The organism is Pseudomonas sp. FGI182, assembly GCF_000511325.1.
GTDB classification, from domain to species: Bacteria; Pseudomonadota; Gammaproteobacteria; order Pseudomonadales; family Pseudomonadaceae; genus Aquipseudomonas; species Aquipseudomonas putida_Z.
Genome location: NZ_CP007012.1, coordinates 2,512,645 through 2,539,330, shown reverse-complemented (window position 1 = coordinate 2,539,330; position 26,686 = coordinate 2,512,645). Strand labels below are relative to the sequence as shown.

The following is a 26,686-nucleotide window of genomic DNA, read 5'->3' as shown; positions in this document are numbered from 1 at the left end:
TGATTGCGCAACATCCATGAAATGACCAGGACGCAACGGGTTATCCATCGCTATCGTGCACGGAAAACGTTTGCCAGAGCGGCGGTCTCCAAGCTGCCGTCCCTCACAAGGATGTGACCGCTGTCATGCATTAGCACATTTGTCGTATTTGCAGCCGAGAATACTCCGTGGCAGGTGCTATGGTTACTTTCCCGGCGGCCGCATCGATGTGGCCACCCGCTCACCACGTCCAGGTACGGACAAGGAGGCTGGCATGAACAAGATGACGTTCCCCAACGCCTGCCAGGTGATGCGCTGGCATTTCCACCCGCTGGGCTTCGAAGCCAGCATGGATGCGCCGCGCAGCATGGTCGCGCGGCTGTTCGACCGCGCCACCGGCGAAACCCTGCTGGCGATTGCCGGCATCCCCTGCTCGGCGATCATGGCCGCCGCGGATGTAGAGCGCATCATCGAGGCCGTCGAGGCGGAGATGGATACCTTCATGCCCGCCTTCACCTTGCGCGACGCGGTCTAGCCCGCTGCGGTACTTTCCTGGCGCATGGCCTGCAACTTGCCCATGAACTGCTCGGCCGGCACCGGCTGGCCCAGCAGGTAGCCTTGCAGCGAATCGCAGCCCAGGCGGGTCAGGAAGTCCTGCTGCCTGTCAGTCTCCACCCCTTCAGCGACGATGCGCAGGCCCAGCGCCTGGCCCAGCGCCACAATTGCCGAAACGATCGCCGCATCGTCGCTGTCGTGCTCCAGGTCGCGCACGAAACCGCGGTCGATCTTCAGCTCGTTGGCCGGCAGGCGCTTGAGGTACATCAGGCTGGAGTAGCCGGTGCCAAAGTCATCGATGGACAGGTCCACGCCCATGTCGGACAGCCGCTGCAGCACCGTCAGGCTGGCATCGGCGTCGTGCATGGCGGTGGTTTCGGTAATTTCCAGGGTCAGGCAGTTGGCCGGCAGGCTGTTCTGCTGCAGGGCCCGGGCCACGCTCTCGACCAGCCCGGCATGGCAGAACTGGATGGCCGACAGGTTCACCGCCATGCGCCAGCCGTGGTGCCCCTGGTCCAGCCACTGGCGCATCTGCCGGCAGGCCTCGATGAGCACCCATTCGCCAATGGGAATGATCAGGCCGGTCTTTTCCGCCAGGCCGATGAAACGGTCGGGCAGCAACAGGCCCTGCTGCGGGTGCTCCCAGCGCAGCAAGGCCTCGGCACCGATCGGCTGGCAATTCTGAGCGTCGAACTTGGGCTGGTAGTGCAGGCGGAACTGACGCTGCTCCAGGGCCTGGCGCAGGTCCTGCAGTAGCTGCAATTGCTGGCGGGCGTTGCTGTTCATCGACACGTCGAAGAAGCTGTAGCCATTCTTGCCGGCGCTCTTGGCGTGGTACATGGCGGCGTCGGCATTGCGCAGCAGCTCGTGCTGGTCCTGGCCATTGCCCGGGTACAGGACGATGCCCAGGCTCGCCGTCAGCTGCAGGTCATGCTCGGCCACGCGGAACGGCCGAGATACCAGGTTGACCTGCTTGACCGCCACATCCATGGCATCGTTCGGCTCGCGCAGCTGCACCAGCAGCACGAATTCGTCGCCGCCGATGCGCGCCAGCGTGTCCTGGCTGTGCAAGTGTCCACGCAGGCGTGTCGCCACCGCCTTGAGCAGCAAGTCGCCGACGTGGTGGCCGAAGGCATCGTTGACGGGCTTGAAGCCGTCCAGGTCGATGAACATCAGGGCAAAGCAGCCGCCCTGCTCCGCGACCTTGGCGATGGCCTGCTCGATGCGGTCGGCCAGCAAAGTTCGGTTGGGCAGGTCGGTGAGGGTGTCGTGCAGGGCCAGTTGGGTCAGTTCCTGGTTGGCCAGGGTCAGCGAACGGGCCAGCTCGGCGGTGCGTGCCTCCAGGCGGGCGTCCAGCACCGAGGTGAGCAAGGCCACCGCCAGTACCGCCAGGGTGGTGATCAGCACCAGGTACACCAGGCCATCGCCTTGCAGGCCTCCCCCGGCCAGCGCACCGCAAAAGCTGCCTTCGGGGAAATTCGCCGCGGCCATGCCGGTGTAGTGCATGCCGACGATGGCAAAGCCCATCACCACCGCCGCCAGGCCGCGAATCTGCCGCACATAAGGAGTGTGCGCGCGCAGACGGAAGGCGATCCACAACGCCGCTGCCGAGGCGCCCACGGCAATCAGCAGCGAGGCCCCGAACAGCGTCGGGTCATAGTCGATGCCCGGCAGCATGCGCAGCGCGGCCATGCCGGTGTAGTGCATGCAGGCGATGCCGGCGCCCATGATCAGCGCGCCAAACGCCAGCTGCTGCCACGGCAGGCTCGGCTGGCTGACCAGCCACAAGGCAAAGCCCGAGGACAACACGGCAATCAACAGCGAGAACGCGGTCAGGGCAAGGTCGTAGCCCAGGTCGATGGGCAGGCTGAAGGCGAGCATGCCGATGAAGTGCATCGACCACACGCCGATGCCCATGGCCAGCGCGCCACCCCCCATCCACAGGCAGGCAGCCCGGCCTTTGGCCGTGGCGATGCGGCCGGTCAGGTCGAGGGCGGTATAGGACGCCAGGATCGCCACGCACAGCGAAATCAACACCAGCGAAGAGGAGTAGCTACCGGTCAGCATTGGGAGTTCCAGCGACGGGACGGGAGGCCCGGAAAAAGCTGACGATTGTACTCAAGCTTAGGCGAAACGCACGGGGTTTTTGCGAATGGGAATGGATCCAAAGACTGCGAGGGCCTGAAGGATGCGCGGTAGCTGTAGGAGCGGCCTTGTGTCGCGATCGGGCTGCGAAGCGGCCCCAGCGATCTGTGCTTGTACACAGAGTTCTGGGGCCGCTCTGCGGCCCAATCGCGACACAAGGCCGCTCCTACAGGGGGACGCGTCTGCGGGTCGCTTCAATCCTGCTCGGCGAAGGCTTGCCCGGCATCCCAACCACCACCCAGCGCGGCAACCAGCTGCACGCTTGCCACCAGGCGCCCCTGCAGCAGGTTCAACACACTGCGCTCGTTGCTCAGCGCCGTGGTCTGCACGTTGACCACATCCAGGTAGCCGATCAGCCCGGCGCGGTACTGGTTCTCGGTCAGGCGCAGCGACTCGCGCGCGGCATCCAGTGCCTCCTGGCGCACCACCGCCTCATCGCCATACACCTTCAACTGCACCAGCAGGTTTTCCACTTCCTTGAAGCCGTCGAGCACGGTCTGGCGGTACTGCGCCACGGTCTGGTCATACACCGCCACCGTGCGGTCCACCTCGGCACTGCGCTTGCCAGCGTCGAACAAGGTCATTGCCAGCTGCGGGCCTACGGACCAGTAGCGGTTGGGCAGTTCGATCCAGTTGCTGAAGCTGCTGCTGGAGTAACCGCCACTCATGCTCAGGCTCAGGTCCGGGAAATACGCCGCCCGCGACACGCCGATGTTGGCGTTGGCAGCCATCACGTTGCGCTCGGCCGCAGCGATGTCCGGGCGTCGCTCCAGCAACTGCGAAGGCAAGGCCACCGGAATTTGCGGCAGCGCCGGAATGGCCTTGCTGTCGGCCAGGGCGAAGTCCGCCGGGGCCTTGCCCAGCAACACGGCAATGGCGTTCTCGAACTGCGCGCGCTGCCAGATCAGGTCGATCAGGTCGGCCTGGGTGCTCTTGAGCTGGGTACGCGCCTGGGCCACCGCATCCGGGCCGGCGACGCCGGCGCGGTACTGGTTTTCGTTCATCCGCAGGGAACGTTCATAAGCTGCCACGGTGGCTTCCAGCAGACGCTTCTGCTCGTCGATCACCCGCAGCTGCAGGTAGTTCTGCACCAGTTCCGACTGCTGGCTGAGGCGGATCGAGGCCAGGTCGGCCAGGCTGGCTTCGGCACTGGCTTCGTTGGCATTGAGGGTTTCGCGCAGCTTGCCCCACAGGTCGATTTCCCAGCTGACGCCAAGCTGGGCGTTGTAGGTGTTGCGAATACCGCTGCTGTTGTTGGACAGGCTCGAGCTGGAGCTGCCGGTGCCCTGGGCCGAGCGGTTCTTGCTGACGCTCAGGTCCAGGCTGGGGAACAGTGCCGCCCGGCTGCTGCGCACCAGCGCCTGGGCCTGGCGGTACTGGGCTTCCGATTGCGCCACGGTCTGGTTGCTGCGGTTAAGCTCTTCGACCAGCGCATTGAGCCCGGCATCGCCGTAGATTTCCCACCAGGCGCCGCGGGCGATGGCATCGGACGGCGTGGCCTGGGTCCAGCCTTCGGCATGCTTGAACTGCGCCGTGCTGCTCAGCTCCGGGCGGTGGTAGTCCGGGCTCAGGGTGCAGGCGCTGAGCAAGGCGACGCACAACCCGGCGCCGAGCAGGCGCGAGCCACGCCCACGGGTCAGCGTCTGCAGGGCGCGGTGAAGTGGGGTCTGGGCAAAAGTCATAGCGGGGTTTCCAGGGCGGCGTCGGTGCGCACGCCACGCCAACGGTTGAATCGGTGACGCAGGCGGTCCAGGTACAGGTAGACCACCGGTGTCGTGTAAAGGGTGAGGATCTGGCTGAACACCAGGCCGCCAATGATGGTCAGGCCCAGTGGCTGGCGCATTTCCGCACCTTCGGCGCGGCTCAGCAGCAGCGGCAAGGCACCGAGGATGGCCGCCAGGGTAGTCATCAGGATCGGCCGCAGGCGCAGCAGGCAGGCCCGGCGGATCGACTCTTCCGGTGTCAGGCCCTGGTGGCGCTCCAGCTGCAAGGCCAGGTCGATCATCAGGATGGCGTTCTTCTTCACCACGCCGATCAGCAGGAACAGCCCCAGCAGCGAGATCAGGCTGAACTCGCCGCCGGTGACGTACAGCGCCAGCAAGGCACCGACGCCGGCCGAGGGCAGTGTCGAGAGGATGGTCAGCGGGTGAATGTAGCTTTCGTAGAGGATGCCCAGCACCAGGTAGACCAGCACCAGCGCGCCAAGGATCATCAGCGGCTGGCCTTCCTGGGTCTTGGCGAAGGCATCGGCGGTACCACCAAGCTTGGCGATCACTTCCTCGGGCAAGCCCAGCTTGGCCACCGCACGCTCCAGCGCCGCCATGGCCTGGTCGGGGCTGTAGCCTTCGGCGACGTCGAAGGCGATGCTTTCGGCGGCGAACTGGCCTTCGTGGCTGACCCGGTCGTTGGCCAGGCTGTTCTCGTAGTGGGCAATGGTCGACAGCGGTACGCGGGCACCGTCGGCGGTAATCACCTGTACCTGCTCGAGGGTGCTCGGGTCCCAGGCGTACTTCGGGTTGATCTCCAGCACTACCTGGTACTGGTTGAGGCTGTCGTAGATGGTGGAGATCTGCCGCTGGCTGTAGGCGTTGTTCAGCACCGTGGTGACCATGTCCATGTCGATGCCCAGGCGCTTGGCCTGGTCGCGGTCGACCACCAGGGTCACCTGCTGGGTGCCGGCACCGTCGCGGGCGTCGATGGCAGTCAGCTGCGGCAGTGCACGCAGCGCCGCCACCACCTTCGGGAACCATTCGCGCAGGGCCGTCAGGTCACCGCTCTGCAGGGAGTACAGGTACTGCGAGGAGGTCTGGTCGCGGCCCCCGCCGCCCAGTTGCAGGTCCTGGTCGGCCATCAGGAACAGGCGCCCGCCGGGTACCTTGGGCATTTCCTTGCGCAGGCGTTCGATCACCTTCTGGGCGTCGAGCTTGCGCTCGCTGATCGGTTTCAGGCGCACCAGCACAAAGGCATTGTTGGTCCCGCTGTTGCCCCCGATGAAGCCGGCAACGCTCTGCACTGCCGGGTCGGCCAGCAATGCGCGGCGATAGATCTCCATTTTCGGTTGCATCACGCTGAACGACAGGCCGTCGTCGCCACGGATGAAGCCCATCAGCTGGCCGGTATCCTGCTGTGGCATCAGCGTCTTGGGCACCACCACGTACAGGGCGATGTTGATGCCGATGGTGGCCAGCAGGCTGATCAGCGTCAGGCGCTTGTGGCGCAAGGCCCAGCCCAGGCTGCGGTCATAGGCATCGACCATGCGCTGGTGCAGCTGGTCGCTCCAGCGCTGCAGGCGGTTCTGCTCGGCCTGGTGCGGCTTGAGCCAACGGGCGCACAGCATCGGCGTGAGAGTCAGCGACACCACCAGCGACACGATGATCGCCGCCGCCAGGGTGATGGAGAACTCCTGGAACAGGTTGCGCACGATGCCGCCCATGAACAGGATGGAGACGAACACCGCCACCAGCGACACGTTCATCGACAGCAAGGTGAAACCCACTTCCTTGGCACCCAGGAAGGCCGCCTTCATCGGCGGCTGGCCGTCCTCGATGTGCCGGGAGATGTTCTCCAGCACCACGATGGCGTCGTCCACCACCAGGCCGGTGGCAAGAATAAGCGCCATCAGCGACAGGTTGTTGAGCGAGAACCCGCACAGGTACATGACCGCGAAGGTGCCCACCAGCGACACCGGCACCGCCAGGCTGGGGATCAGCGAGGCCCGCAGGCTGCCGAGGAACAGGTAGACCACCAGGATCACCAGCACCACGGCGATCAGCAGGGTGTGCTCGGCTTCCTTGAGGGTTGCCTTGATCACTGGCGAGCGGTCCATGGCCACGTTCAGTTGCACGCTGGCCGGCAGCAGCGACTGCAGGGCCGGCAGCTGCGCCTTGATCTGGTCGACCGTTTCGATGATGTTGGCGCCGGTCTGGCGGTTGACCACCAGCAGCACCGCGCTCTGGTCATTGAAGAAGCCGCTGTTGTAGCGGTTCTCGACCCCGTCGGTGATGGTCGCCACGTCGGACAGGCGCAGGATGGTGCCGTTCTGCTGGCGGATCACCACGGGCTCGTAGTCCTTGGCGCTTTCCAGCTGGTCATTGGCGCGCACCTGCCAGTTGCGCTCGGCGTCCTCGACAAAGCCCATCGGCCGGCGCTGGTTGGCGTTGGACACCGCAGTGCGCACTTCATCCAGCGACAGGCCGTACTGGTTGAGCAATTGCGGCTCCACGGCAATGCGCACCGCCGGCAGCGAACTGCCGCCGATCTGCACCTCCCCTACCCCAGGCACCTGGGCCAGGCTCTGCGACAGGATGGTGTCGGCCAGGTCGTACAGCTGGCCCTTCTGCAGCACGTCCGAGGTCAGCGACAGCACCATGATCGGTGCCTGCGACGGGTTGATCTTCTTGTAGGTGGGCATGCTGCGCATACCGCTGGGCAGCAGGTTGCGGGTGGCGTTGATCGCCGCCTGCACCTCGCGCGCCGCACCGTCGATGTCGCGGCCCATCTCGAAGCCGATGATCACCCGTGTGGAGCCTTGGTTGGAGCTGCTGGTCAGGGTGGTCACGCCGGCAATGCTGCCCAGCTTGCGCTCCAGCGGCGTGGCCACGGTGGAGGCCATCACTTCCGGGCTGGCGCCGGACAGGTTGGCCGACACCACGATCACCGGGAAGTCCATCTGTGGCAGGGGCGCCACCGGCAGCAGGCCGAAGCTGACCCCGCCCAGCAGCATGATCGCCAGGCTCAACAGCATGGTCGCCACCGGGCGACGGATGAAAGGACCGGACAGGTTCATGCCTCGGCCTGCTTCACGTCAGTGGCCGGGCGCCAGCGGCGGGCCAGGCGGTCGAAGTACAGGTAGATGACCGGGGTGGTGAACAACGTCAGCACCTGGCTGACCAGCAACCCGCCGACCATCACCAGGCCCAGCGGCTGGCGCAGCTCGGCGCCGGAACCGGTGGCGAGCATCAGCGGCACGGCGCCGAACAGCGCGGCCAGGGTGGTCATCAGGATCGGCCGGAAGCGCAGCAGCGCCGCCTGGTAGATGGCATCGCGCGGGCTCATGCCCTGCTGGCGCTCGGCCTCGAGGGCGAAGTCGATCATCATGATCGCGTTCTTCTTGACGATGCCGATCAGCAGGATGATGCCGATGATGGCGATCATGCCCAGGTCGTTGCCGCTGATGAGCAAGGCCAGCAAGGCGCCGACCGCTGCCGACGGCAGGGTCGAAAGAATGGTCACCGGGTGGATGTAGCTCTCGTACAGCACGCCCAGCACGATGTACATGGTCACCACCGCCGCCAGGATCAACAGCAAGGTGCTCGACAGCGATGCCTGGAAGGCCTCCGCCGCGCCCTGGAAGCGGGTTTGCACGCCCAGCGGCATGCCGATGTCCTTTTGCACCTGCTCGATCACCTGCACCGCCTCGCCCAGCGAAGCGCCGTGGGCCAGGTTGAACGACAGGGTCACCGCCGGGAACTGGCCGATGTGGGAAATGGCCAGCTGGGCCTGGCGCTGCTCGATGCGCGCCAACGCCGACAGGCGCACCTGGCCGCCATCGGTGGCCTTGACGTGGATCGACTCCAGCGCCTGCGGGCCGATCACCGCCGCATCCTGCGACTGCAGCACCACGCGGTACTGGCTGGCCTGGGTGTAGATGGTCGAGATCTGGCGCTGGCCGAAGGCGTCGTACAGGGCGTTGGTGATCTGCGACACGCTGATACCCAGGCGGCTGGCCATGTCGCGGTCGATCACCAGGTACACCTGCAGGCCCTTGTCCTGCAGGTCGCTGGCCACGTCGGCCAGTTCCGGGCGCTGCTGCAGCGCCTGCACCAGCTTGCCGCTCCACTGCGCCAGCAGGTCGGCGTCCGGCGACGACAGGCTGAACTGGTACTGGGTACGGCTGACCCGGTCTTCGATGCTCAGGTCCTGCACCGGCTGCATGAACAGGCGGATACCCACCAGCCGGTCGACTTGCGGCTGCAGGCGGTTGATCACCTCGCTGGCAGTGACATCACGCTCGCCATGGGGCTTGAGGTTGATCAGCAGGCGGCCGCTGTTGAGCGTGGCGTTGTCGCCATCGACACCGATGTAGGACGACAGGCTCTGCACCGCCGGGTCCTGCAGGATCACCTTGCTCAGGGCTTGCTGGCGTTCGCTCATGGCGGCGAACGAGGTGGACTGCGGCGCTTCGGAAATGCCCTGGATCACCCCGGTGTCCTGCACCGGGAAGAAGCCCTTGGGCACCACCATGTACAGGAATACGGTGAGCGCCAGGCTGGCCACGGCCACCAGCAGCGTCAGCGGCTGGCGCTTGAGTACCCACTGCAGGGCGCTGCCGTAGTGCCTGATCAGCCAGTCGATCCAGGCGCCACTGGCGCGGTAGAACCGGCCCTGTTCCTCTTCCTTGGGTTCGCGCTTGAGCAGGCGCGCGCACATCATCGGCGTGAGGGTCAGCGACACCACCAGGGAAATCAGGATGGCCACCGCCAGGGTAATGGCGAACTCGCGGAACAGGCGGCCGACCACATCGGCCATGAACAGCAGCGGGATCAGTACCGCAATCAGCGAGAAGGTCAGCGAGATCAGGGTGAAGCCGATTTGCCGGGCGCCCTTGAGCGCAGCCTGCATGGGCGTCTCGCCCTCCTCGATGTGCCGGGAGATGTTCTCCAGCATGACGATGGCGTCGTCGACCACGAAACCGGTGGCGATGGTCAGGGCCATCAGCGTCAGGTTGTTGACCGAGAAGCCGGCCAGGTACATCACGCCGAAGGTGCCGATCAGCGACAACGGCACGGCGATCGACGGAATGAGGGTGGCACTGAAACGGCGCAGGAACACGAACGTGACCATTACCACCAGGGCGATGGCGATCAGCAGTTCGTGCTGCACGTCCTTGACCGCGGCGCGGATGGTCTGGGTGCGGTCGGTGAGCACCGAAACATCGAGGCCGGCCGGCAGGTTGTCGGTGATCGACGGCAGCAGGGCCTTGATGCGGTCGACCACTTCGATGACGTTGGCGCCCGGCTGGCGCTGGATGTTCAGCAGCACTGCGTGGTTTTCATTGGCCCAGGCAGCCAGGCGTTCGTTCTCCGCGCCGTCGACGATTTCGGCCACGTCCTTGAGACGCAATGGTGCACCGTTGTTGTAGGCCAGGATCAGGTTGGCGTACTCCTCAGGGGAGCGCAGCTGGTCGTTGGCATCGAGCATCGACACCCGGGTCGGGCCGTCGAAGTTGCCCTTGGGCTGGTTGACGTTGGAGGCTCCGATCAGGGTGCGTACGTCCTCCAGGTTCAGGCCGTTGGCGGCCAGGGCATCGACGTTGACCTTGATCCGCACCGCCTGGCGCTGGCCACCGGCGATGCTGACCATGCCCACACCGCTGATCTGCGCGAGCTTCTGGGCCACGCGGGTATCGACCAGGTCGTTGAGCTTGGGCAGCGGCATGGTCTTGCTGGAGATGGCCAGGGTCAGCACCGGGGTGTCGGCCGGGTTGACCTTGTTGTACACCGGCGGCGCCGGCAGGTCGCTGGGCAGCAGGTTGCTGGCGGCGTTGATCGCGGCCTGCACCTGTTGCTCGGCAACGTCCATGTTCATGTCGAGGTTGAAGCGCAGGGTCAGCACCGAGGCGCCGCCGGAGCTGGTCGACGCCATCTGCTCCAGGCCCGGCATCTGGCCGAACTGGCGTTCCAGCGGTGCAGTAACGGCGCTGGTCATGACCTGCGGGCTGGCACCGGGGTACAGGGTCATGACCCGGATGGTCGGGTAATCCACCTGCGGCAAGGCGGAAACCGGCAGCAACTTGTAGGCGATCAGGCCGGCCAGGACGATGGCCAGCATGCTCAGCGTGGTGGCAACCGGCCGCAGGATGAACAGACGCGAGAGGTTCATGCGCCCGCCTTGCCTGCTGCGCTACCAGGCTGTGCTTTACCGGGCTGCACATCACCAGCGCTTGCCGAACCCTTGGCTTCCTGGCCTTGCAGGTGCTGGCCCGGGGTGGTCGGCACTTGCGAGCTGTCTTCGACCACTTCCACCTTGGTGCCTTCGCGCAGGCGGTCGGTGCCTTCCAGCACCAGGCGGTCGCCGGCCTTCAGGCCTTCGAGGATGACGCTGTTCTCGCCGTCGCTGGCGCCCACCTTGAGCTTGCGCACATTCACCTTGCTCTCGGCGTTGACCACATAGGCAAAGGTGCCGTCGTTGCCGAACTGGATGGCCGCCGCCGGGGCCATGGTCACCTGCTTGAGGGTGTCGGCCAGCAGGCGCACGTTGACGAACTGGTTGGGGAACAGGGCCAGGTCCTTGTTCTCGAAGCGGCCCTTGAACTTGAGGGTGCCGGTGGTGGTGTCGATCTGGTTGTCGATGCTGCCCAGCACGCCGGTGGACTGCAGCTTGCTGTCACTGCGGTCCCAGGCTTCGACCGGCAGGCTGGCGCCGCTGCGGTAGCGTTCCAGCACGGTGCTCAACTCGGTTTCCGGCAGGGTGAAGGCAACGCTGATCGGCTCGGTCTGGGTGATCACCACCAGCGCGGTGGTGTCGTTGGCCGCCACCAGGTTGCCCAGGTCGAGCTGGCGCAGGCCCACGCGGCCATTGATCGGCGCGCGTATCTGGGTGAAATCGAGGTTCAGGCGGGCGTCGTTGACCTGCGCCTGGTTGGTCTTCACCAGCCCCTGGAACTGCGCCACCTGCGCTTCGGCGGTGTCGAGGGTTTGCTTGGCGATGCTGTCTTCGGCGTACAGGCCTTTATAGCGGGCCAGGTCGACCTGGGCGTTCTTCAGCTGCGCCTGGTTCTGCGCCAGGGTGCCTTCGGCCTGTTGCAGGGCGATGCGGTACGAGCGCGGGTCGATCTCGGCGAGCAGGTCGCCGACCTTGACCTGCTGACCTTCCTTGAAGTGGATCTTGACCAGCTCGCCAGCCACGCGGCTGCGCACGTTGACGGTGTTGGTCGCGGTGACGGTGCCCAGGGCCTTGTAGTACAGCGGGAAGTCGCCCACCCGCACCGGCTCGACGCGCACCGGCACCGGGTCGCTGGAGCCGCCGAAGCCCGGGCGACCGCCCATCATGCCCATGCCCTTGCCACCGCGCCCGCCACCGGCTTCTTTAGGCGCAGGCGCTGCTGCGGGCCACAGCCACCAGGCCAGTGCAGCCACCAGCAGCAGGATCAGCAGGCCTACGAGCCAGCGACGAGGGGAACGGGAATTGGACGCTTGCATGGGTTGAACGAACCTTGTTCGGAATGACGACTTGGGGAGGATGAACGATAAGCACTGGCATCGTTTTAGCAAAGCGCCTTTACCAGAGGTTTACCTTTGCCTGACGTTGCCAAGGGGTTGAACTTTAAATGAAAACGGCCCGGAACGCGTTCCGGGCCGTTTACAGGGTGTTGCGTGGAGCAGTGGCGGGCTGAAAGGTTTCGGTTGCCTGTGCCGGCCCCTTCGCGGGTAAACCCGCTCCCACAGGTGCAGTGCACTACCTGTAGGAGCAGCCTTGTGCTGCGAAGGGGCCGGCACGGCAAAAGAGACTCTGTGGCAGTAATGGCCTCTTCGCAGCACAAGGCTGCTCCTACATAGGTACCGCGCAGTCTTGAAGCATTGTGCAGTACCGGTGGGAGCGGGTTTACCCGCGAAGAGGCCGGTACAGGACTCAGCCGACCTACCCCACAACCTTACTTCAGCACAGCCAGCGCTGCATCGTAGTTCGGCTCATCAGCAATTTCGCCAACCAGCTCGCTGTGCAGCACCTTGTCGTTTTCGTCCAGCACCACCACGGCACGGGCAGCCAGGCCGGCCAGCGGGCCATCGGCGATGGCCACACCGTAGTTTTCGAGGAACTCGCGGCCACGCAGGGTCGACAGGTTCTTCACGTTGTCCAGGCCTTCGGCGCCGCAGAAGCGTGCCTGGGCGAACGGCAGGTCAGCGGAGATGCACAGCACCACGGTGTTGGCCACATCGTTGGCCTGGGCGTTGAACTTGCGCACGGAGGTAGCGCAGGTCGGGGTGTCGACGCTCGGGAAGATGTTCAGCACCTTGCGCTTGCCGGCGTAGTCTTTCAGCGACTTGTCAGCCAGGCCTTCACCTACCAGGGAGAAAGCCGGAGCCTGGGCGCCGGTTTTCGGCAGTTCGCCGTTGACCTGAACCGGGTTGCCTTTGAGAGTCACTTGAGCCATGACGAAATCCTTATGCGGGGTTTGAAAAGGACACTGAGTTAAGCATGAAGGCGGCCGGGTGCCTATGGGGGCAGGTGAAATTGTTCTGTTGCCGGACAATTCTTGTGGACAAAAAAATGCCCGGGTGGCAACAAGCGACCCGGGCATTACTGTTGCAGATGGCGTATCAGCCCAGCAGGCCGTATACCACCGAGGTCAGCGCAACCAGGCCGACTACCACCACGAACACGTTGGAGGCAGCACCGCTGTACTTGCGCATGGATGGCACGCGGCGAATGGCGTACATCGGCATCAGGAACAGCAGCACCGCGAGGATCGGGCCACCGAGCGACTCGATCATGCCGAGGATGCTTGGGTTGAGGGTGGCGACGATCCAGCACACCACCAGCATCAGCGCGGCGACCACGCGGTCCAGGGCCTTGGCGCTCGGGCGAGCACCGGCCTTGGTGATGATGCCCTTCAGGCCTTCGCTGGCGCCGATGTAGTGGCCGAGGAACGACTTGGCGATGGCCACGAAGGCGATCAGCGGTGCAGCGAACGCGATGGTCGGGTTGCTGAAGTGGTTGGCCAGGTACGACAGGATCGACAGGTTCTGCGCCTTGGCCTCGGCCAGCTGGGCGCTGCTCAGGGTGAGCACGCAGCTGAACACGAAGAACAGCACCATCACCACCATCAGCAGGTGGGCACGGCGCAGGATCTGGCCGCTACGCTCATCGGCATGCTCGCCGTAGCGGCGCTTCTGGTCGACGGCAAAGGCGGAGATGATCGGCGAGTGGTTGAACGAGAACACCATCACCGGAATCGCCAGCCACAGGGTGTGCAGGAAGGCCGAGGCCGGTGGCACCTGGGTGGCGCTGTCGAGAATGCCACCGGTCCAGTGCGGCACCAGGTACAGGCCCAGCAATGCCAGGGCGACGATGAACGGGTAGACCAGCAGGCTCATGACCTTGACCGTGGCCTGCTCCCCGCAGCGCACGATGGCCAGCAGGCCGAGGATCAGCACGAACGACAGGATGGCCCGTGGCGGCGGCTGCATGTGCAGCTGGTGCTCCATGAAGCTGGACACGGTGTTGGTCAGCGCCACGCTATAGATAAGCAGGATCGGGAAGATCGCGAAGAAGTACAGCACGGTGATCGAGGCGCCGGCGGTAATGCCGAAGTGTTCCTTGACCACTTCGGTGATATCGCCGTCATTGCGCCCGGAAAGGACGAAACGGGTCAGCCCGCGGTGAGCGAAATAGGTCATCGGGAAGGCCAGTATGGCCAGGATCAGCAACGGCCAGAAGCCGCCAAGGCCGGCGTTGATCGGCAGGAACAGGGTTCCGGCGCCGATCGCTGTGCCGAACAGGCCCAGCATCCAGGTGGTGTCGTGACGCGACCAGCTGCCGAGGGTGGCGGGGGTCGATTCTGCAAAGCGTTGTTCAACGCTTGGGGCCTGCTCATTCATTCCGGGTGAAGCTCCACTCGCAAGACTGCAACAGGCTGAGAATGGCGAAATAGACGTTTCGCCCAACTCAACCGAAAAAGGGAGCGCGATTGTGCACGGAAAGGTTGCACTTGCGAAGCCCTTTTCCGAGGAGCGGTTGCACTTGTCTTTACAAGCGGGTTGTGCCGGTGGACTGCAGGAGGGATTTGACAGGTGTAGGAGCGGCCTTGTGTCGCGAAAGGGCCGCAAAGCGGCCCCGGCAATATTCGCGGCGAAGCTGCAAACGTTGGGGGCGCTGCGCACCCCTTTCGCGACACAAGGCCGCTCCTACAAAGGCCGCACCCCACAGAAGCGGCCCCGTGCGGTGTTACTTCTGGACGGCGGCGAAGGCTTCGGCAACCCGTTGCAGGTTGGCCGGGCGCAGGCCGGACATGCATACGCGGCCGCTGTCGATCAGGTACACGCCGAAGTCGTCACGCAGGCGACGCACCTGCTCGACGCTGAAGCCGGTGTAGCTGAACATGCCGCGCTGGCGCAGGAAGAACTGGAAGTCCTGGCCTGGCAGCAGCACTGCCAGGGCATCGACCAGCGCCTGGCGCATGTCGAGGATACGTTTGCGCATCACTTCGACTTCCTCGGCCCACTGGGCATTGAGGGCGGCATCGCCGAGCACGCCAGCAACCAGCTGGGCGCCGAAGTTGGGCGGGCTGGAGTAGTTGCGGCGCACGGTAGCCTTGAGCTGGCCGAGCACGCTCTGGGCAGTGGCGTCATCGTCGCAGACCACCGACAGGCCGCCGACACGCTCGCCGTACAGCGAGAAGATCTTCGAGAACGAGTTGCTGACCAGGCACGGCACGCCGGCGCGGGCCATTTCACGGATGGCGTAGGCGTCTTCCACCAGGCCTTCGGCGAAGCCCTGGTAGGCGATGTCGAGGAACGGGATCAGCTGGCGTGCCTTGACCACTTCAACCACCTGCTGCCACTGGTGCTGTTCCAGGTCGGCGCCGGTGGGGTTGTGGCAGCACGGGTGCAGCAGCACCACGCTGTTGGCCGGCAGGGTCTGCAGGGTGGCCAGCATGCCATCGAAGTCCACGCCACGGGTGGCCTGGTCGAAGTACGGGTAGGTGTGCACCTTGAAACCGGCGCCTTCGAAGATGGCGCGGTGGTTGTCCCAGGTCGGGTTGCTGACCCAGACTTCGGACTGCGGGAAGTAGCGCTTGAGGAAGTCGGCGCCGACCTTGAGGGCGCCGGAGCCACCCACGGTCTGCACGGTGGCCACGCGCCCGCCGGTCACGGCTGGGTGATCGGCACCGAACAGCAGTGCCTGGATCGCCTGGCGGTAGCTGGCCAGGCCTTCCATCGGCAGGTACAGCGAGGCTTCGTGGTCCTGGCCGGCGATGCGTTTTTCCACCGCATCCACAGCCGCCAGTTGCGGCACCACGCCGGCCTCATCGTAGTACAGGCCGATACTCAGGTTGACCTTGTCGGCGCGCGGGTCGGCCTTGAAGGTTTCCATCAACGAGAGGATCGGGTCGCCGGCATAGGCATCGACATGTTTGAACACAGCGTGCAGCTCCTTGGATCAGGACAGTTCGAAAAGGCAGCCCTGAGCATACCCGGAGTGCGGGCTCAGGAACATCAACTATTGTGCAAGGTTGTCTATGCAACATTGCATGGCTGAGGATTGGCGCTGGATTCTTCGCGGGCATGCCCGCTCCCACAGGTACTGCACAGGTCTCGAGGGCGGTGATACCACTGTGGGAGCGGGCGCGCCCGCGAAGAGGCCGGGTCAGCCAAGCAGCTCTTTCAGGCCTTGCAACTCCTGCTCGGTCACCGCCACCCCCTCCTCCTCGGCCACCTCGCGCTCGCGGTAACGCCGCTCGCCCGGCATGCGCGTCAGCCCTACCGCCTGCATCTGCTCGACCAGTTCGCGGCTGCGCTGGGCAAACCGCTCGCCCTCGGCCTTGCTCGGGTCGATGACGATGATCAGCTGCCCGGTCCACGGCGTCTTCGCACCCGGGTGCCCCGACCAGTCGAACTCCCAGGAGAAATGCCCGCCGGTCAGCGCCGCCGCCAGCAACTCGACCATCATCGACAAGGCCGAGCCCTTGTGCCCGCCAAATGGCAGCAAGGCGCCGCCTTCCAGAATCGCCTTGGGGTCGGTGGTCGGCTCACCATTGGCATCCACCCCCATGCCCTCCGGCAATTGCTGGCCAGCGCGCGCGGCAATCTGCACGTCGCCATGGGCCATGGCGCTGGTGGCCATGTCGAAGACGATCGGGTCATGTTCGGCGCAAGGTGCGGCAAAGGCGATGGGGTTGGTGCCGAACAGCGGCTTGCGGGCGCCGTGCGGCACCACGCAAGTCATGCTGTTGACCACGCTCAGGGCTACCAGGCCTTCGTCGGCGAATGGCTCCACATCCGGCCACAGCGCGGCGAAGTGGTGCGAGTTGTGGATCGCCAGCACGGCGATACCAGCGTTGCGCGCCTTCGCCACCAGAAGTTCACGGGCCGCCGCCAGCGCCGGCTGGGCAAAACCGCCTGCGGCATCGACGCGAACATAACCGGGCGCCACGTCGCTGACCTTCGGCGTGGCCTGGCCATCGACCCAGCCGCTGGCCAATGTCGAAACATAGCCAGGTATGCGGAACACCCCATGGCTATGGGCGCCATCGCGCTGGGCGCTGGCGCAGTTGTAGGCCAGCACCCGGGCCACGCTTTCGCTGCAGCCATGGCGCTGGAAGATGCTCTGCAACAGGCCCTGCAGCTCGGTAAAAGGCACACGCACGACGGTGCTGGTGGAAGGTGCGGACATCTGAAGCTCCTTGTTGGAATTGGAATGGCTACAGCGTTGCAACGACAAAAACTTTCCTGCATGTGACAGCTATCTGTCAAATGTTGACTTGATGACAGAAAACAGCCATTTTCTTTCGCAAGCCTTACCCCTGGAGCCGCAGCATGAGCCAACCGATCAAGCAACGCCTGGAAAACAGCCTCGAAGGGGCCGCTGCTTCGGGCCGCAAGATCGCCAGCTACATGCTCGCCAACCTGCATGAACTGCCGTTCCAGACCTCGGCCAGCATTGCCGTCAAGCTGGGCGTCAGCGAATCCAGCGTTGGCCGTTTCTGCCGCTCATTGGGTTATGCCCATCTCAAGGCGTTGAAGCAAGACCTGCAGAACGACCTGGGCGATGGCCCGTGGCTGGTGGGCGACCGCCTGCAAGATTACCGCCAGAACCAGGACGCCAGCGACAACGCCGGCAGCCTGGAGCTGGAAATCGCCGCCCTGGTGCGCGTGCACGAGTATCGCCAGAGCAGCGCCTGGCACAGCGTCGCCCAGCGCCTGGCGAGCAAGCAGCGGGTGTTCATTGCCGGCTTCCAGACCGAGCGCGGCATCGCCATGTGCATGAGCCACCTGCTGCAGTACCTGCGCGATGGCGTGCAGCTGGTGGATATGAGTGCCGGGCACTTTGGCGAAGTATTGCTGGGCCGCGCCGAAGACAGCGCCCTGGTGGTGTTCGAAGCCCGCCGTTATTCCCGCCATGCCCTGCTGTTGTGCCAGAAGGCACGCGAGGCTGGCATTGCGGTCACCCTGGTGACCGACCCCTTCTGTGACTGGGCTGATGCCAACGCCGACGAGGTGTTCCGCATCCCCACCGAGTTCAACCTGTTCTGGGAGTCCACCTCGACCATGCTGTCGTGGGTGCACCTGATGGTCAACGAGGTCTGCAAGAAGCTCGGGCCGGATGTTGAAAAACGCTTGGAAGCAACTGCCGCTCTACATAACGAATTCGTCGGCTACACCTCGTGGTCGACGGGAAAACAACAATAGCAAGAGTGCAATGAGGTGCGAGATGAACAAGACCATGGCCTTGGTGGGTGCGTGCGCCCTGCTGCTGTCGGGTGCCGCCAGTGCCGAAACCCTGCGCTTCGCCACCGAGGGCGCCTACCCGCCCTTCAACTATGTCGACGCCAATAACCAGTTGCACGGCTTCGACGTCGACATCACCCATGCCCTGTGCGAGCAGATGAAAGTCGAGTGCACGCTGGTGGCCCAGGACTGGGAAGGCATCATTCCGGCGCTGATGGCACGCAAGTACGACGCGGTGGTCGCTTCGATGATCAACACCGAAGAACGGCGCAAGAAGATCGCCTTCACCGACCACTACTACCGCACCCCGCTGACCGTCGCCGTGGCCAAGGACAGCAAGATCAGCGACGCCCAGACCAACTTCGACGGCTACACCGTTGGCGCCCAGTCATCATCTACCCAAGCCATCTACGCCGAAGACGTCTACGCCAAGGCCGGTGCTGACGTGAAACTGTACCCGACCATGGACGAAGCCAACGCCGACCTGGCCGCGGGCCGCCTGGACGGGGTGATTGCCGACAAATTCCCACTGAACGAGTGGATGACCAAGAACGGCGGGGACTGCTGCAAGATCCTCGGCGACGTGGCCAACACCAAGGCCGATGCCGCCATTGCCGTGCGCAAGGACGACGAAGCCCTGCGCCAGCGCCTGAACACCGCGCTGCAGCAGATCGTCGCCAACGGCACCTACCAGAAGATCGCCAGCAAGTACTTCGCTTTCGATATCTACAACTGATCTTCAGGAAACTGCGCAATTTCTGTAGGAGCGGCCTTGTGTCGCGACAGGGCCGCAAGGCGGCCCCGGCAATCCCTGCTGCGGCATAGATCCTGGGGCTGCTCCGCAGCCCTTTCGCGACACAAGGCCGCTCCTACAAAAAGTCCGCGTTGCCCATCCTAGGGGTTTGTCATGCTCGATCAATTGTCCTTGCTGTCCTTCGCCAGTGGAGGCTGGGGCCAGGCGCTGCTGGCCGGCGCGCTGGTCACCGTTTCCCTGGCCCTGGCCTGCCTGCCCATCGGCCTGCCGCTGGGCCTGGTGGTCGCCCTTGCAGCACGCTCGCGCAAGCGCTTGCCGCGAGCCTGGGCCACCACCTTCTCCACCGTGTTCCGTGGCCTGCCCGAACTGCTGACGCTGCTGATCATCTATTACGGCTGCCAGATCGCCGCACAGAAGATCCTCGCAGCCATGGGCTACCAGGGTGAGTTCCTGATCAATACCTTCCTCGCCGCAATGATCGCCTTCAGCCTGGTGTTCGCCGCGTTCTCCAGCGAGATCTGGCTGGCAGCCTTCAAGACCCTACCCAAGGGCCAGCTGGAAGCCTGCTCGGCGCTGGGCCTGAGCAAGCGCACCGGCTTCTTCAAGGTGCTGCTGCCGCAATTGACCCGCATCGCCCTGCCCGGCCTGTCCAACAACTGGCTGTCGCTGCTCAAGGACACCTCGCTGGTCTCCACCATCTCGCTGGTCGACCTGATGCGCCAGACCAACCTGGCCGTCAGCGTGACCAAGGAGCCGATGTTCTTCTATGGCGTGGCCTGCCTGGGCTACCTGCTCTTCGCCGCCATTTCCGGGCGTGTGTTCGCCTTCATCGAACGGCGCAGCAACCGCCACCTGCAAGGAGCACGCGCATGAGCTTCGAACAACTGCTGGCGCTGGTCCTCGACCCCGACCTGCTGGACCGCTACGGCCCGCGCTTCCTCGATGGCCTGCTGGTAACCGCCAAGCTGGTGGCGATTTCCTTCAGCCTGGGTGCCGTGCTCGGCCTGTTGCTGGCCCTGGCGCGCATGTCGCGCAGCCTGCTGCTGCAGCGCATGGCCGCCGGCTACGTGTACTTCTTCCGCGGCTCGCCGCTGCTGGCCCAGCTGTTCCTGCTGTATTACGGCCTGGGTTCGCTCAAGGGCTTCTGGCAGGACGTCGGCCTGTGGTGGTTCTTCCGCGAGGCGTGGTTCTGCACCCTGCTGGCGTTCACCCTGAATACTGCCGCCTACCAGGCCGAAATCTTCCGCGGCAGCCTGATGGCCGTCGCCCCCGGCCAGCATGAAGCGGCGCGGGCGCTGAACCTGAAGCGCTCGACCACCTTCTTCAAGGTGATCCTGCCGCAGTCGCTGCTGGTGGCCATCGGCCCGCTGGGCAACGAACTGATCCTGATGATCAAGGCCAGCGCGATCGCCTCGCTGGTGACCATCTACGACCTGATGGGCGTGACCAAACTGGCCTTCTCGCGCAGTTTCGACTTCCAGATCTACCTGTGGGCCGCTGTGCTCTACCTGCTGATCGTCGAACTGGTGCGGCGCCTGCTGAAACACCTGGAAGCCCGCCTGGGCCGCCACCTGAACTGACCGAAGGATACGTTCCATGCATTGCCAGACCCTTGTCCTCGGCGCCGGCATCGTCGGCGTCAGCACCGCGCTGCACCTGCAGGCCCGCGGGCGCCAGGTGATCCTGATCGACCGCGACGAACCGGGCAGCGGCACCAGCCACGGCAACGCCGGGCTGATCGAGCGCTCCAGCGTGATCCCCTATGCTTTTCCCCGGCAACTGGGCGCGCTGCTGCGCTACGGCCTGAACCGCCAGCCCGATGTGCGCTACAGCCTGCTGCACCTGCCCAAGGCCGCACCCTGGCTGTGGCGCTACTGGCGCCAGTCGGCCCCCGGGCGACTGGCCGGGGCCGCCGCCGACATGCTGCCGCTGGTGCAGCGCTGCGTCGAAGAGCACGACGCACTGATCGCTGCCGCCGGCCTGGAAGGGCTGGTGCAGGCCAAAGGCTGGATCGAAGTGTTCCGTGACCCGGCGCTGTTCGAGCAGGCCAAGGCCGACGCCAAGGGCCTGAGCCGTTATGGCCTGCAGTTCGAAATCCTCGAATGCGGGCAGTTGCAGGCCCGCGAGCACCAGCTGGACGCCAGCGTGGTCGGCGGCATTCACTGGCTCGACCCCAAGACCGTGAACAACCCCGGCGCCCTCACCCGCGGCTACGCCACCCTGTTCACGCAGCGCGGCGGGCAGTTCCTGCATGGCGATGCGCGCAGCCTGCGCCAGGTCGACGGCCAATGGCGGGTCGACAGCCGCCGCGGCCCGATCACCGCCAACGAGGTGGTGGCCTGCCTCGGCCCGCAGTCGGCCGACCTGTTCAGCGGCCTGGGCTACCAGATCCCGCTGGCGATCAAGCGTGGCTACCACATGCACTACAGCACCCGTGACGGCGCGCAACTGGAGCATTCCATCTGCGACACCCAGGGCGGCTACGTGCTGGCGCCAATGGCCCGCGGCGTGCGCCTGACCACCGGCATCGAGTTCGACGCCAGCAGCGCGCCGGGCAACCAGATCCAGCTGGGCCGCTGCGAGGCCCTGGCGCGCAAGCTGTTCCCGGCCCTGGGCGAGCGCCTGGACGACACCCCCTGGCTGGGCCGCCGCCCGTGCCTGCCCGACATGCGCCCGGTGATCGGCCCGGCACCGCGCCACCCGGGACTGTGGTTCAACTTCGGCCACGCCCACCACGGCCTCACCCTGGGCCCGGTCAGCGGCCGGCTGGTGGCCGAACTGGTCACCGGCGAACGCCCCTTCACCGACCCCGCGCCCTACAGCGCGACTCGTTTCGACTGAACCCCTGCGGGAGAACAACAAGATGACCGCACCACTGAGCCTTGCCACCCTTGCCCCCGAACCCGACCCACGCCCGGTGCTGATCCGCATCGAAGGCCTGAACAAGCACTACGGCGCGTTCCACGTGCTGCGCGACATCGACCTGCAGGTGCGCGAAGGCGAACGCATCGTGCTGTGCGGGCCGTCCGGCTCGGGCAAGTCGACCCTGATCCGCTGCATCAACCGCCTGGAAGTGGCCCAGCAGGGCAGCATCAAGGTGGATGGCATCGACCTGGCATCCACCACCCGCGAAGCGGCGCAGGTGCGCAGCGACATCGGCATGGTGTTCCAGCACTTCAACCTGTTCCCGCACATGAGCGTGCTGGACAACTGCCTGCTGGCCCCCACCAGCGTGCGCGGGTTGTCGCGCAAGGACGCCGAGGAGCGGGCGCGCATGTACCTGAGCAAGGTCGGCATCGAAAGCCAGGCGCACAAGTACCCCAGCCAGCTGTCCGGCGGCCAGCAGCAGCGCGTGGCGATTGCCCGGGCGCTGTGCATGAAGCCGCGGATCATGCTGTTCGACGAGCCCACCTCGGCGCTGGACCCGGAGATGGTCGCCGAGGTGCTGGATGTGCTGGTGCAGCTGGCTGGCACTGGCATGACCATGCTTTGCGTCACCCATGAAATGGGCTTTGCCCGCCAGGTTGCCGAGCGGGTGCTGTTCCTCGAGGGCGGGCAGATCATCGAAGACAGCCCACCGCAGGTGTTCTTCAACCAGCCGCGTACCGAGCGGGCCAAGGGGTTCCTGGCGCAGATACTGCACTGATTGAAAATGATGAAAGCTGGCGCGATATCTGTGTAGGAGCGGCCTTGTGTCGCGAAAGGGCTGCGCAGCAGCCCCAGGGTTTCAGCGCAGGTGCACAAATTGCCGGGGCTGCTTTGCAGCCCTTTCGCGACACAAGGCCGCTCCTACAGGTTCCGCGTGAGCCGAAGGAGTGAGCGACTCTGCCGGCCCTTCATTGCACCGCTGCAAAGACCCAACTGCATCGTTAAATATTATTGACCTTAACCCCCGTCAAACCCACGCCACCACAGGCCCGCATCGGTTTCAGCCCCCAAAAACCGGCGCATTCCCTGCCATCAAGCCCTGCTCCGTCGTTTGACATATCGAACGGCTCTGGCAAGCTATCTACAAGCCCCGACCGGAATCGTCGCCTCCGACGAGCCGGCAGTGCTCGGGGCTACAGGTTGCACCCATGGCCCCGCGCCGTGCACCTGCACAACAACGACAGGCCGAACCTGTCCCAAGGTGACATATGTCCAACAGCAACATTGGCAACAAGCAACCCTCCCTGCGCAAACCCGTCGTCCTGATGACCATGGGCAGCCAAGAGCGCAAAGGCCATGACTACCAGGTCATGACCCACAAATACATCACCCCGCTGGTCGAGTTTTCCGATTGCGTCCCGGTGCTGGTGCCCACCTGCTGCGGCATCGAAGACCTCGAGACCTATCTGGACATGGCCGACGGCGTGTACCTGACCGGCGCCGGCAGCAACATCGACCCGGCCCTGTACGGCCAGGAGAACGAGACCCCCGGCAAAGGCCAGGACCAGAACCGCGACCTGTTCGACATCCCGCTGGTCAAGGCCGCGATCAAGCGTGGCCTGCCGATCTTCGGCATCTGCCGTGGCATGCAGGAAATCAACGTGGCCCTGGGTGGCGACATCTACCAGAAGGTGTACGCCGAGCCTGGCTTCAACGACCACCGGGAAAACCCGGAAGACCCGGTCGAGGTGCAATACGCCCAGGTGCACGGCGTGAAGATCAAGCCGGACAGCTGGCTGCGTGACACCCTGGGTACCGACGAGATTCGCGTCAACTCGCTGCATGGCCAAGGCCTGCACAAGCTCGGCGCCGGCATCGAGGCCATCGCCCACGCCGAAGACGGCCTGGTCGAGGCGATCCATGCCCCGAGCATCTCGCCGTTCCTGTTCGCCGTGCAGTGGCACCCGGAGTGGCAAGCGGCGAAGAACCCGGATTCGATCAAGATCTTCCAGGCTTTCGGCGACGCTTGCCGGGCCCAGGTACGCAAGGCGCAGATCAAGCGCCAGCACGCTGCCTGACCCCAGTTTCCTCTGCTTTGATCGCGGGGCGGCGCAAGGCCGCCCCCGTTTTCCCCGGTCACCCTCTGCTGGTCCCAGAACACTTCCCGTGGAAACGGGCGGCGGGCTTGTGCCTGTCTCCGCGATCGTTTTTTCCTACCTCACCAAGAGATACGATGACTGATCGCAGCTAGTCTGCCATCTGTGTCTTATACATCTCTTGTTGTCGCCTGTGCCGGCCTCTTCGCGGGCACGCCCGCTCCCACAGGGAATCTCCGCTACCTTCAAGCGCACTACGGTCCCTGTGGGAGCGGGCATGCCCGCGAAGAGGCCGGGCCAGGCAATAACACTCCTTCCGCCCCTCCACAAAAAAATCTCCCAAAGGGACTAGTCATAGTACAAGTTGTACGATAACTTACCTCCAACGCAAAACAACACCCTTCACCCAAGCGCCACAGGATGCCAACAACAATGACTCCACAAGAACTCAAATCCATCCTCTCCCACGGCCTGCTGTCTTTCCCGGTCACCGACTTCAACGCCCAGGGCGACTTCAACCCGGCTGGCTACGTCAAGCGCCTGGAATGGCTGGCCCCGTACGGCGCCAGCGCCCTGTTCGCCGCCGGCGGCACCGGTGAGTTCTTCTCCCTGGCTGCCAGCGAATACAGCCAGGTAATCAAGACCGCCGTCGACACCTGCGCCAAGTCGGTACCTATCCTCGCCGGCGTCGGTGGCTCCACCCGCCAGGCCATCGAATACGCGCAAGAAGCCGAGCGCCTGGGTGCCAAGGGCCTGCTGCTGCTGCCGCACTACCTGACCGAAGCCAGCCAGGAAGGTGTCGCCGCCCACGTCGAAGCAGTGTGCAAATCGGTAAACATCGGCGTAGTCGTCTACAACCGCAACGTCTGCCGCCTGAACGCCGACCTGCTGGAAAAACTGGCCGAGCGTTGCCCGAACCTGATCGGCTACAAGGACGGCCTGGGTGACATCGAGTTGATGGTGTCGATCCGTCGCCGCCTGGGCGACCGCTTCAGCTACCTGGGTGGCCTGCCGACCGCCGAGGTGTATGCTGCTGCCTACAAGGCCCTGGGCGTGCCGGTGTACTCCTCCGCCGTGTTCAACTTCGTGCCGAAGACCGCCATGGACTTCTACAACGCCATCGCCCGTGACGACCACGCCACCGTGGCCAAGCTGATCGACGACTTCTTCCTGCCGTACCTGGACATCCGCAACCGCAAGGCCGGCTACGCCGTGAGCATCGTCAAGGCCGGCGCCAGGATCGCCGGTTACGACGCTGGCCCGGTGCGTACTCCGCTTACCGACCTCACCGCCGACGAGTACGAAAAACTCGCCGCGCTGATGGACAAGATGGGCCCGCAATAAGCGCCGCCCGCGGCCTGCCAGATGCCGCGCCCGGAGTGGGCCAGCCCCACTCCGGTTACAATTCGTGAGCCCGCACAAAAATAACTAGTGGGAGTACTACCAGCATGCAAGCGACGAAGAAGACGCATGTGCGCTACCTGATCCTGTTCATGCTGTTCCTGGTGACCACGATCAACTACGCTGACCGCGCCACCATTGCAATCGCGGGCTCCAGCCTGCAGAAAGACCTCGGCATCGATGCCGTGACCCTCGGCTACATCTTCTCCGCCTTCGGATGGGCATACGTGGCTGGCCAGATTCCTGGTGGCTGGCTGCTCGACCGCTTCGGTTCCAAGAACGTCTACGCCTTCAGCATCTTCACCTGGTCGCTGTTCACCCTGCTGCAGGGCTTTGTCGGTGGCCTGCCGGTGGCCTGGGCGGTGGTGACGCTGTTCACCCTGCGCTTTTTGGTCGGTTTTGCCGAAGCCCCGTCGTTCCCGGGCAATGCGCGCATCGTCGCGGCCTGGTTCCCGACCCAGGAACGCGGCACCGCCTCGGCCATCTTCAACTCGGCGCAGTACTTCGCCACCGCACTGTTCGCACCGATCATGGGCTGGATCGTGTTCAGCTTCGGCTGGGAGCACGTGTTCGTGGTCATGGGCGCACTGGGCATCGTGTTCTCCATGGTGTGGCTGAAGACCATCTACAACCCGCGCCAACACCCACGCATCAGCCCGGGTGAACTCGAGCACATCGAGCAGAACGGCGGCCTGGTGGACATGGACCAGAAGCGCGGCAACGACGGCCCGAAATGGGGCTACATCAAGCAACTGCTGACCAGCCGCATGCTGCTGGGCGTGTATCTGGGCCAGTACTGCATCAATGCCATCACCTACTTCTTCCTCACCTGGTTCCCGGTGTACCTGGTGCAGGAGCGCGGCATGACCATCCTCAAGGCCGGGTTCATCGCCTCGCTGCCGGCGGTCTGCGGCTTCATCGGTGGTGTGCTGGGCGGGGTGATCTCCGACTGGCTGCTGCGCCGCGGCAACTCGCTGACCTTCTCGCGCAAGCTGCCGATCGTCTGCGGCCTGCTGCTGTCGACCACCATGGTGTTCTGCAACTACGTCGACGCCGAGTGGATGGTGGTCGGTTTCATGACCCTGGCGTTCTTCGGCAAAGGCATCGGCGCACTGGGCTGGGCGGTAGTCGCCGACACCTCGCCGAAACAGATCGCCGGGCTGTCGGGCGGGCTGTTCAACACCTTCGGCAACATCGCCTCGATCACCACGCCAATCGTGATCGGCTACATCATCAGCGCCACTGGCTCGTTCAAGTGGGCCCTGGTGTATGTCGGCGCCAACGCCCTGGTGGCGGTGTTCAGCTACCTGGTGATCGTCGGCCCGATCAAGCGCATCGAGCTGCGTGAAAGCCCAAAGCCTGACGCCGAGCCAGCGACCGCCAGCGAACTGGCCGGCTCGCGCCACTGAGTGAACACGCCCGCGTCGACCACCCCGCCG

At 64.7% G+C, this 26,686-nt stretch carries 19 protein-coding genes; 10 read left to right on the top strand and 9 right to left on the bottom strand.

Translation table 11 applies throughout. The features are described from left to right. Nucleotides 1-253 precede the first annotated feature (253 nt). Nucleotides 254-514, top strand: coding sequence for a DUF1652 domain-containing protein (locus tag C163_RS11240; protein WP_013972974.1), 261 nt, complete (start codon nt 254-256; stop codon nt 512-514). Here the strand turns inward: C163_RS11240 and C163_RS11235 are convergent. The 9 genes from C163_RS11235 to C163_RS11195 form a co-directional block, all read right to left on the bottom strand. Further along, nucleotides 511-2,601 carry a bifunctional diguanylate cyclase/phosphodiesterase gene (locus tag C163_RS11235; protein ID WP_025338844.1) on the bottom strand — a complete coding sequence of 697 codons (2,091 nt, stop codon included), beginning with the start codon at nt 2,599-2,601 and terminating at the stop codon, nt 511-513. The two genes, C163_RS11240 and C163_RS11235, sit on opposite strands and share 4 nt — an antisense overlap. 272 nt (nt 2,602-2,873) lie before the next feature. Next, nucleotides 2,874-4,361 carry an efflux transporter outer membrane subunit gene (locus C163_RS11230; RefSeq protein WP_025338843.1) on the bottom strand — a complete coding sequence of 496 codons (1,488 nt, stop codon included), beginning with the start codon at nt 4,359-4,361 and terminating at the stop codon, nt 2,874-2,876. After that, nucleotides 4,358-7,465, bottom strand: a complete 3,108-nt coding sequence (locus tag C163_RS11225) for an efflux RND transporter permease subunit (RefSeq protein ID WP_025338842.1) — start codon at nt 7,463-7,465, stop codon at nt 4,358-4,360. The genes C163_RS11230 and C163_RS11225 overlap by 4 nt, the downstream gene beginning before the upstream one ends. Next, entirely contained in the window at nt 7,462-10,560 is a 3,099-nt protein-coding gene (locus tag C163_RS11220; RefSeq protein WP_025338841.1) for an MdtB/MuxB family multidrug efflux RND transporter permease subunit, read from the bottom strand. Before C163_RS11220 ends, C163_RS11225 begins: the two co-directional genes overlap by 4 nt. Then, nucleotides 10,557-11,879 (bottom strand): MdtA/MuxA family multidrug efflux RND transporter periplasmic adaptor subunit, encoded by a 1,323-nt coding sequence (locus tag C163_RS11215; protein ID WP_025338840.1) that lies wholly within the window; start codon nt 11,877-11,879, stop codon nt 10,557-10,559. The genes C163_RS11220 and C163_RS11215 overlap by 4 nt, the downstream gene beginning before the upstream one ends. 452 nt (nt 11,880-12,331) lie before the next feature. Continuing rightward, a complete protein-coding gene (gene tpx / locus C163_RS11210) occupies nt 12,332-12,832 on the bottom strand; it encodes a thiol peroxidase (protein WP_025338839.1) in 501 nt (166 codons plus the stop codon). A gap of 166 nt (nt 12,833-12,998) precedes the next feature. Beyond that, nucleotides 12,999-14,279, bottom strand: a complete 1,281-nt coding sequence (locus C163_RS11205; protein ID WP_025338838.1) for a serine/threonine transporter — start codon at nt 14,277-14,279, stop codon at nt 12,999-13,001. Nucleotides 14,280-14,625: 346 nt separating this feature from the next. Next, a complete protein-coding gene (locus C163_RS11200) occupies nt 14,626-15,822 on the bottom strand; it encodes an amino acid aminotransferase (protein ID WP_025338837.1) in 1,197 nt (398 codons plus the stop codon). Between the two features lie 225 nt (nt 15,823-16,047). Then, nucleotides 16,048-17,073 carry an Ldh family oxidoreductase gene (locus tag C163_RS11195; protein WP_025338836.1) on the bottom strand — a complete coding sequence of 342 codons (1,026 nt, stop codon included), beginning with the start codon at nt 17,071-17,073 and terminating at the stop codon, nt 16,048-16,050. Nucleotides 17,074-17,216: 143 nt separating this feature from the next. Between C163_RS11195 and C163_RS11190 the strand changes: the two genes are divergently transcribed. From C163_RS11190 to C163_RS11150, 9 genes are all read left to right on the top strand, one after another. Further along, nucleotides 17,217-18,089: a MurR/RpiR family transcriptional regulator gene (locus C163_RS11190; RefSeq protein WP_025338835.1), complete on the top strand. Its 873-nt coding sequence runs from the start codon at nt 17,217-17,219 to the stop codon at nt 18,087-18,089. Nucleotides 18,090-18,111: 22 nt separating this feature from the next. After that, nucleotides 18,112-18,864: a transporter substrate-binding domain-containing protein gene (locus tag C163_RS11185; RefSeq protein WP_025338834.1), complete on the top strand. Its 753-nt coding sequence runs from the start codon at nt 18,112-18,114 to the stop codon at nt 18,862-18,864. 171 nt (nt 18,865-19,035) lie between these two features. Beyond that, the gene (locus tag C163_RS11180; protein ID WP_004376260.1) at nt 19,036-19,755 is read left to right on the top strand and encodes an ABC transporter permease; all 720 of its coding nucleotides are present in this window, start codon (nt 19,036-19,038) and stop codon (nt 19,753-19,755) included. After that, a complete protein-coding gene (locus C163_RS11175; RefSeq protein ID WP_025338833.1) occupies nt 19,752-20,462 on the top strand; it encodes an ABC transporter permease in 711 nt (236 codons plus the stop codon). Before C163_RS11180 ends, C163_RS11175 begins: the two co-directional genes overlap by 4 nt. Nucleotides 20,463-20,478: 16 nt before the next feature. Beyond that, complete coding sequence (locus tag C163_RS11170) at nt 20,479-21,723, top strand: FAD-binding oxidoreductase (protein WP_025338832.1); 1,245 nt, start codon at nt 20,479-20,481, stop codon at nt 21,721-21,723. Nucleotides 21,724-21,745: 22 nt separating this feature from the next. Next, nucleotides 21,746-22,528 (top strand): amino acid ABC transporter ATP-binding protein, encoded by a 783-nt coding sequence (locus tag C163_RS11165; RefSeq protein ID WP_025338831.1) that lies wholly within the window; start codon nt 21,746-21,748, stop codon nt 22,526-22,528. A 490-nt stretch (nt 22,529-23,018) separates the two neighbouring features. Continuing rightward, on the top strand, nt 23,019-23,828 hold the full coding sequence (locus C163_RS11160) for a gamma-glutamyl-gamma-aminobutyrate hydrolase family protein (RefSeq protein ID WP_015270696.1): 810 nt from the start codon (nt 23,019-23,021) through the stop codon (nt 23,826-23,828). Nucleotides 23,829-24,278: 450 nt separating this feature from the next. Further along, nucleotides 24,279-25,190: a 5-dehydro-4-deoxyglucarate dehydratase gene (kdgD, locus tag C163_RS11155; protein ID WP_025338830.1), complete on the top strand. Its 912-nt coding sequence runs from the start codon at nt 24,279-24,281 to the stop codon at nt 25,188-25,190. 104 nt (nt 25,191-25,294) lie between these two features. Continuing rightward, nucleotides 25,295-26,656 carry an MFS transporter gene (locus tag C163_RS11150; RefSeq protein WP_025338829.1) on the top strand — a complete coding sequence of 454 codons (1,362 nt, stop codon included), beginning with the start codon at nt 25,295-25,297 and terminating at the stop codon, nt 26,654-26,656. The last annotated feature ends 30 nt before the right edge of the window (nt 26,657-26,686 follow it).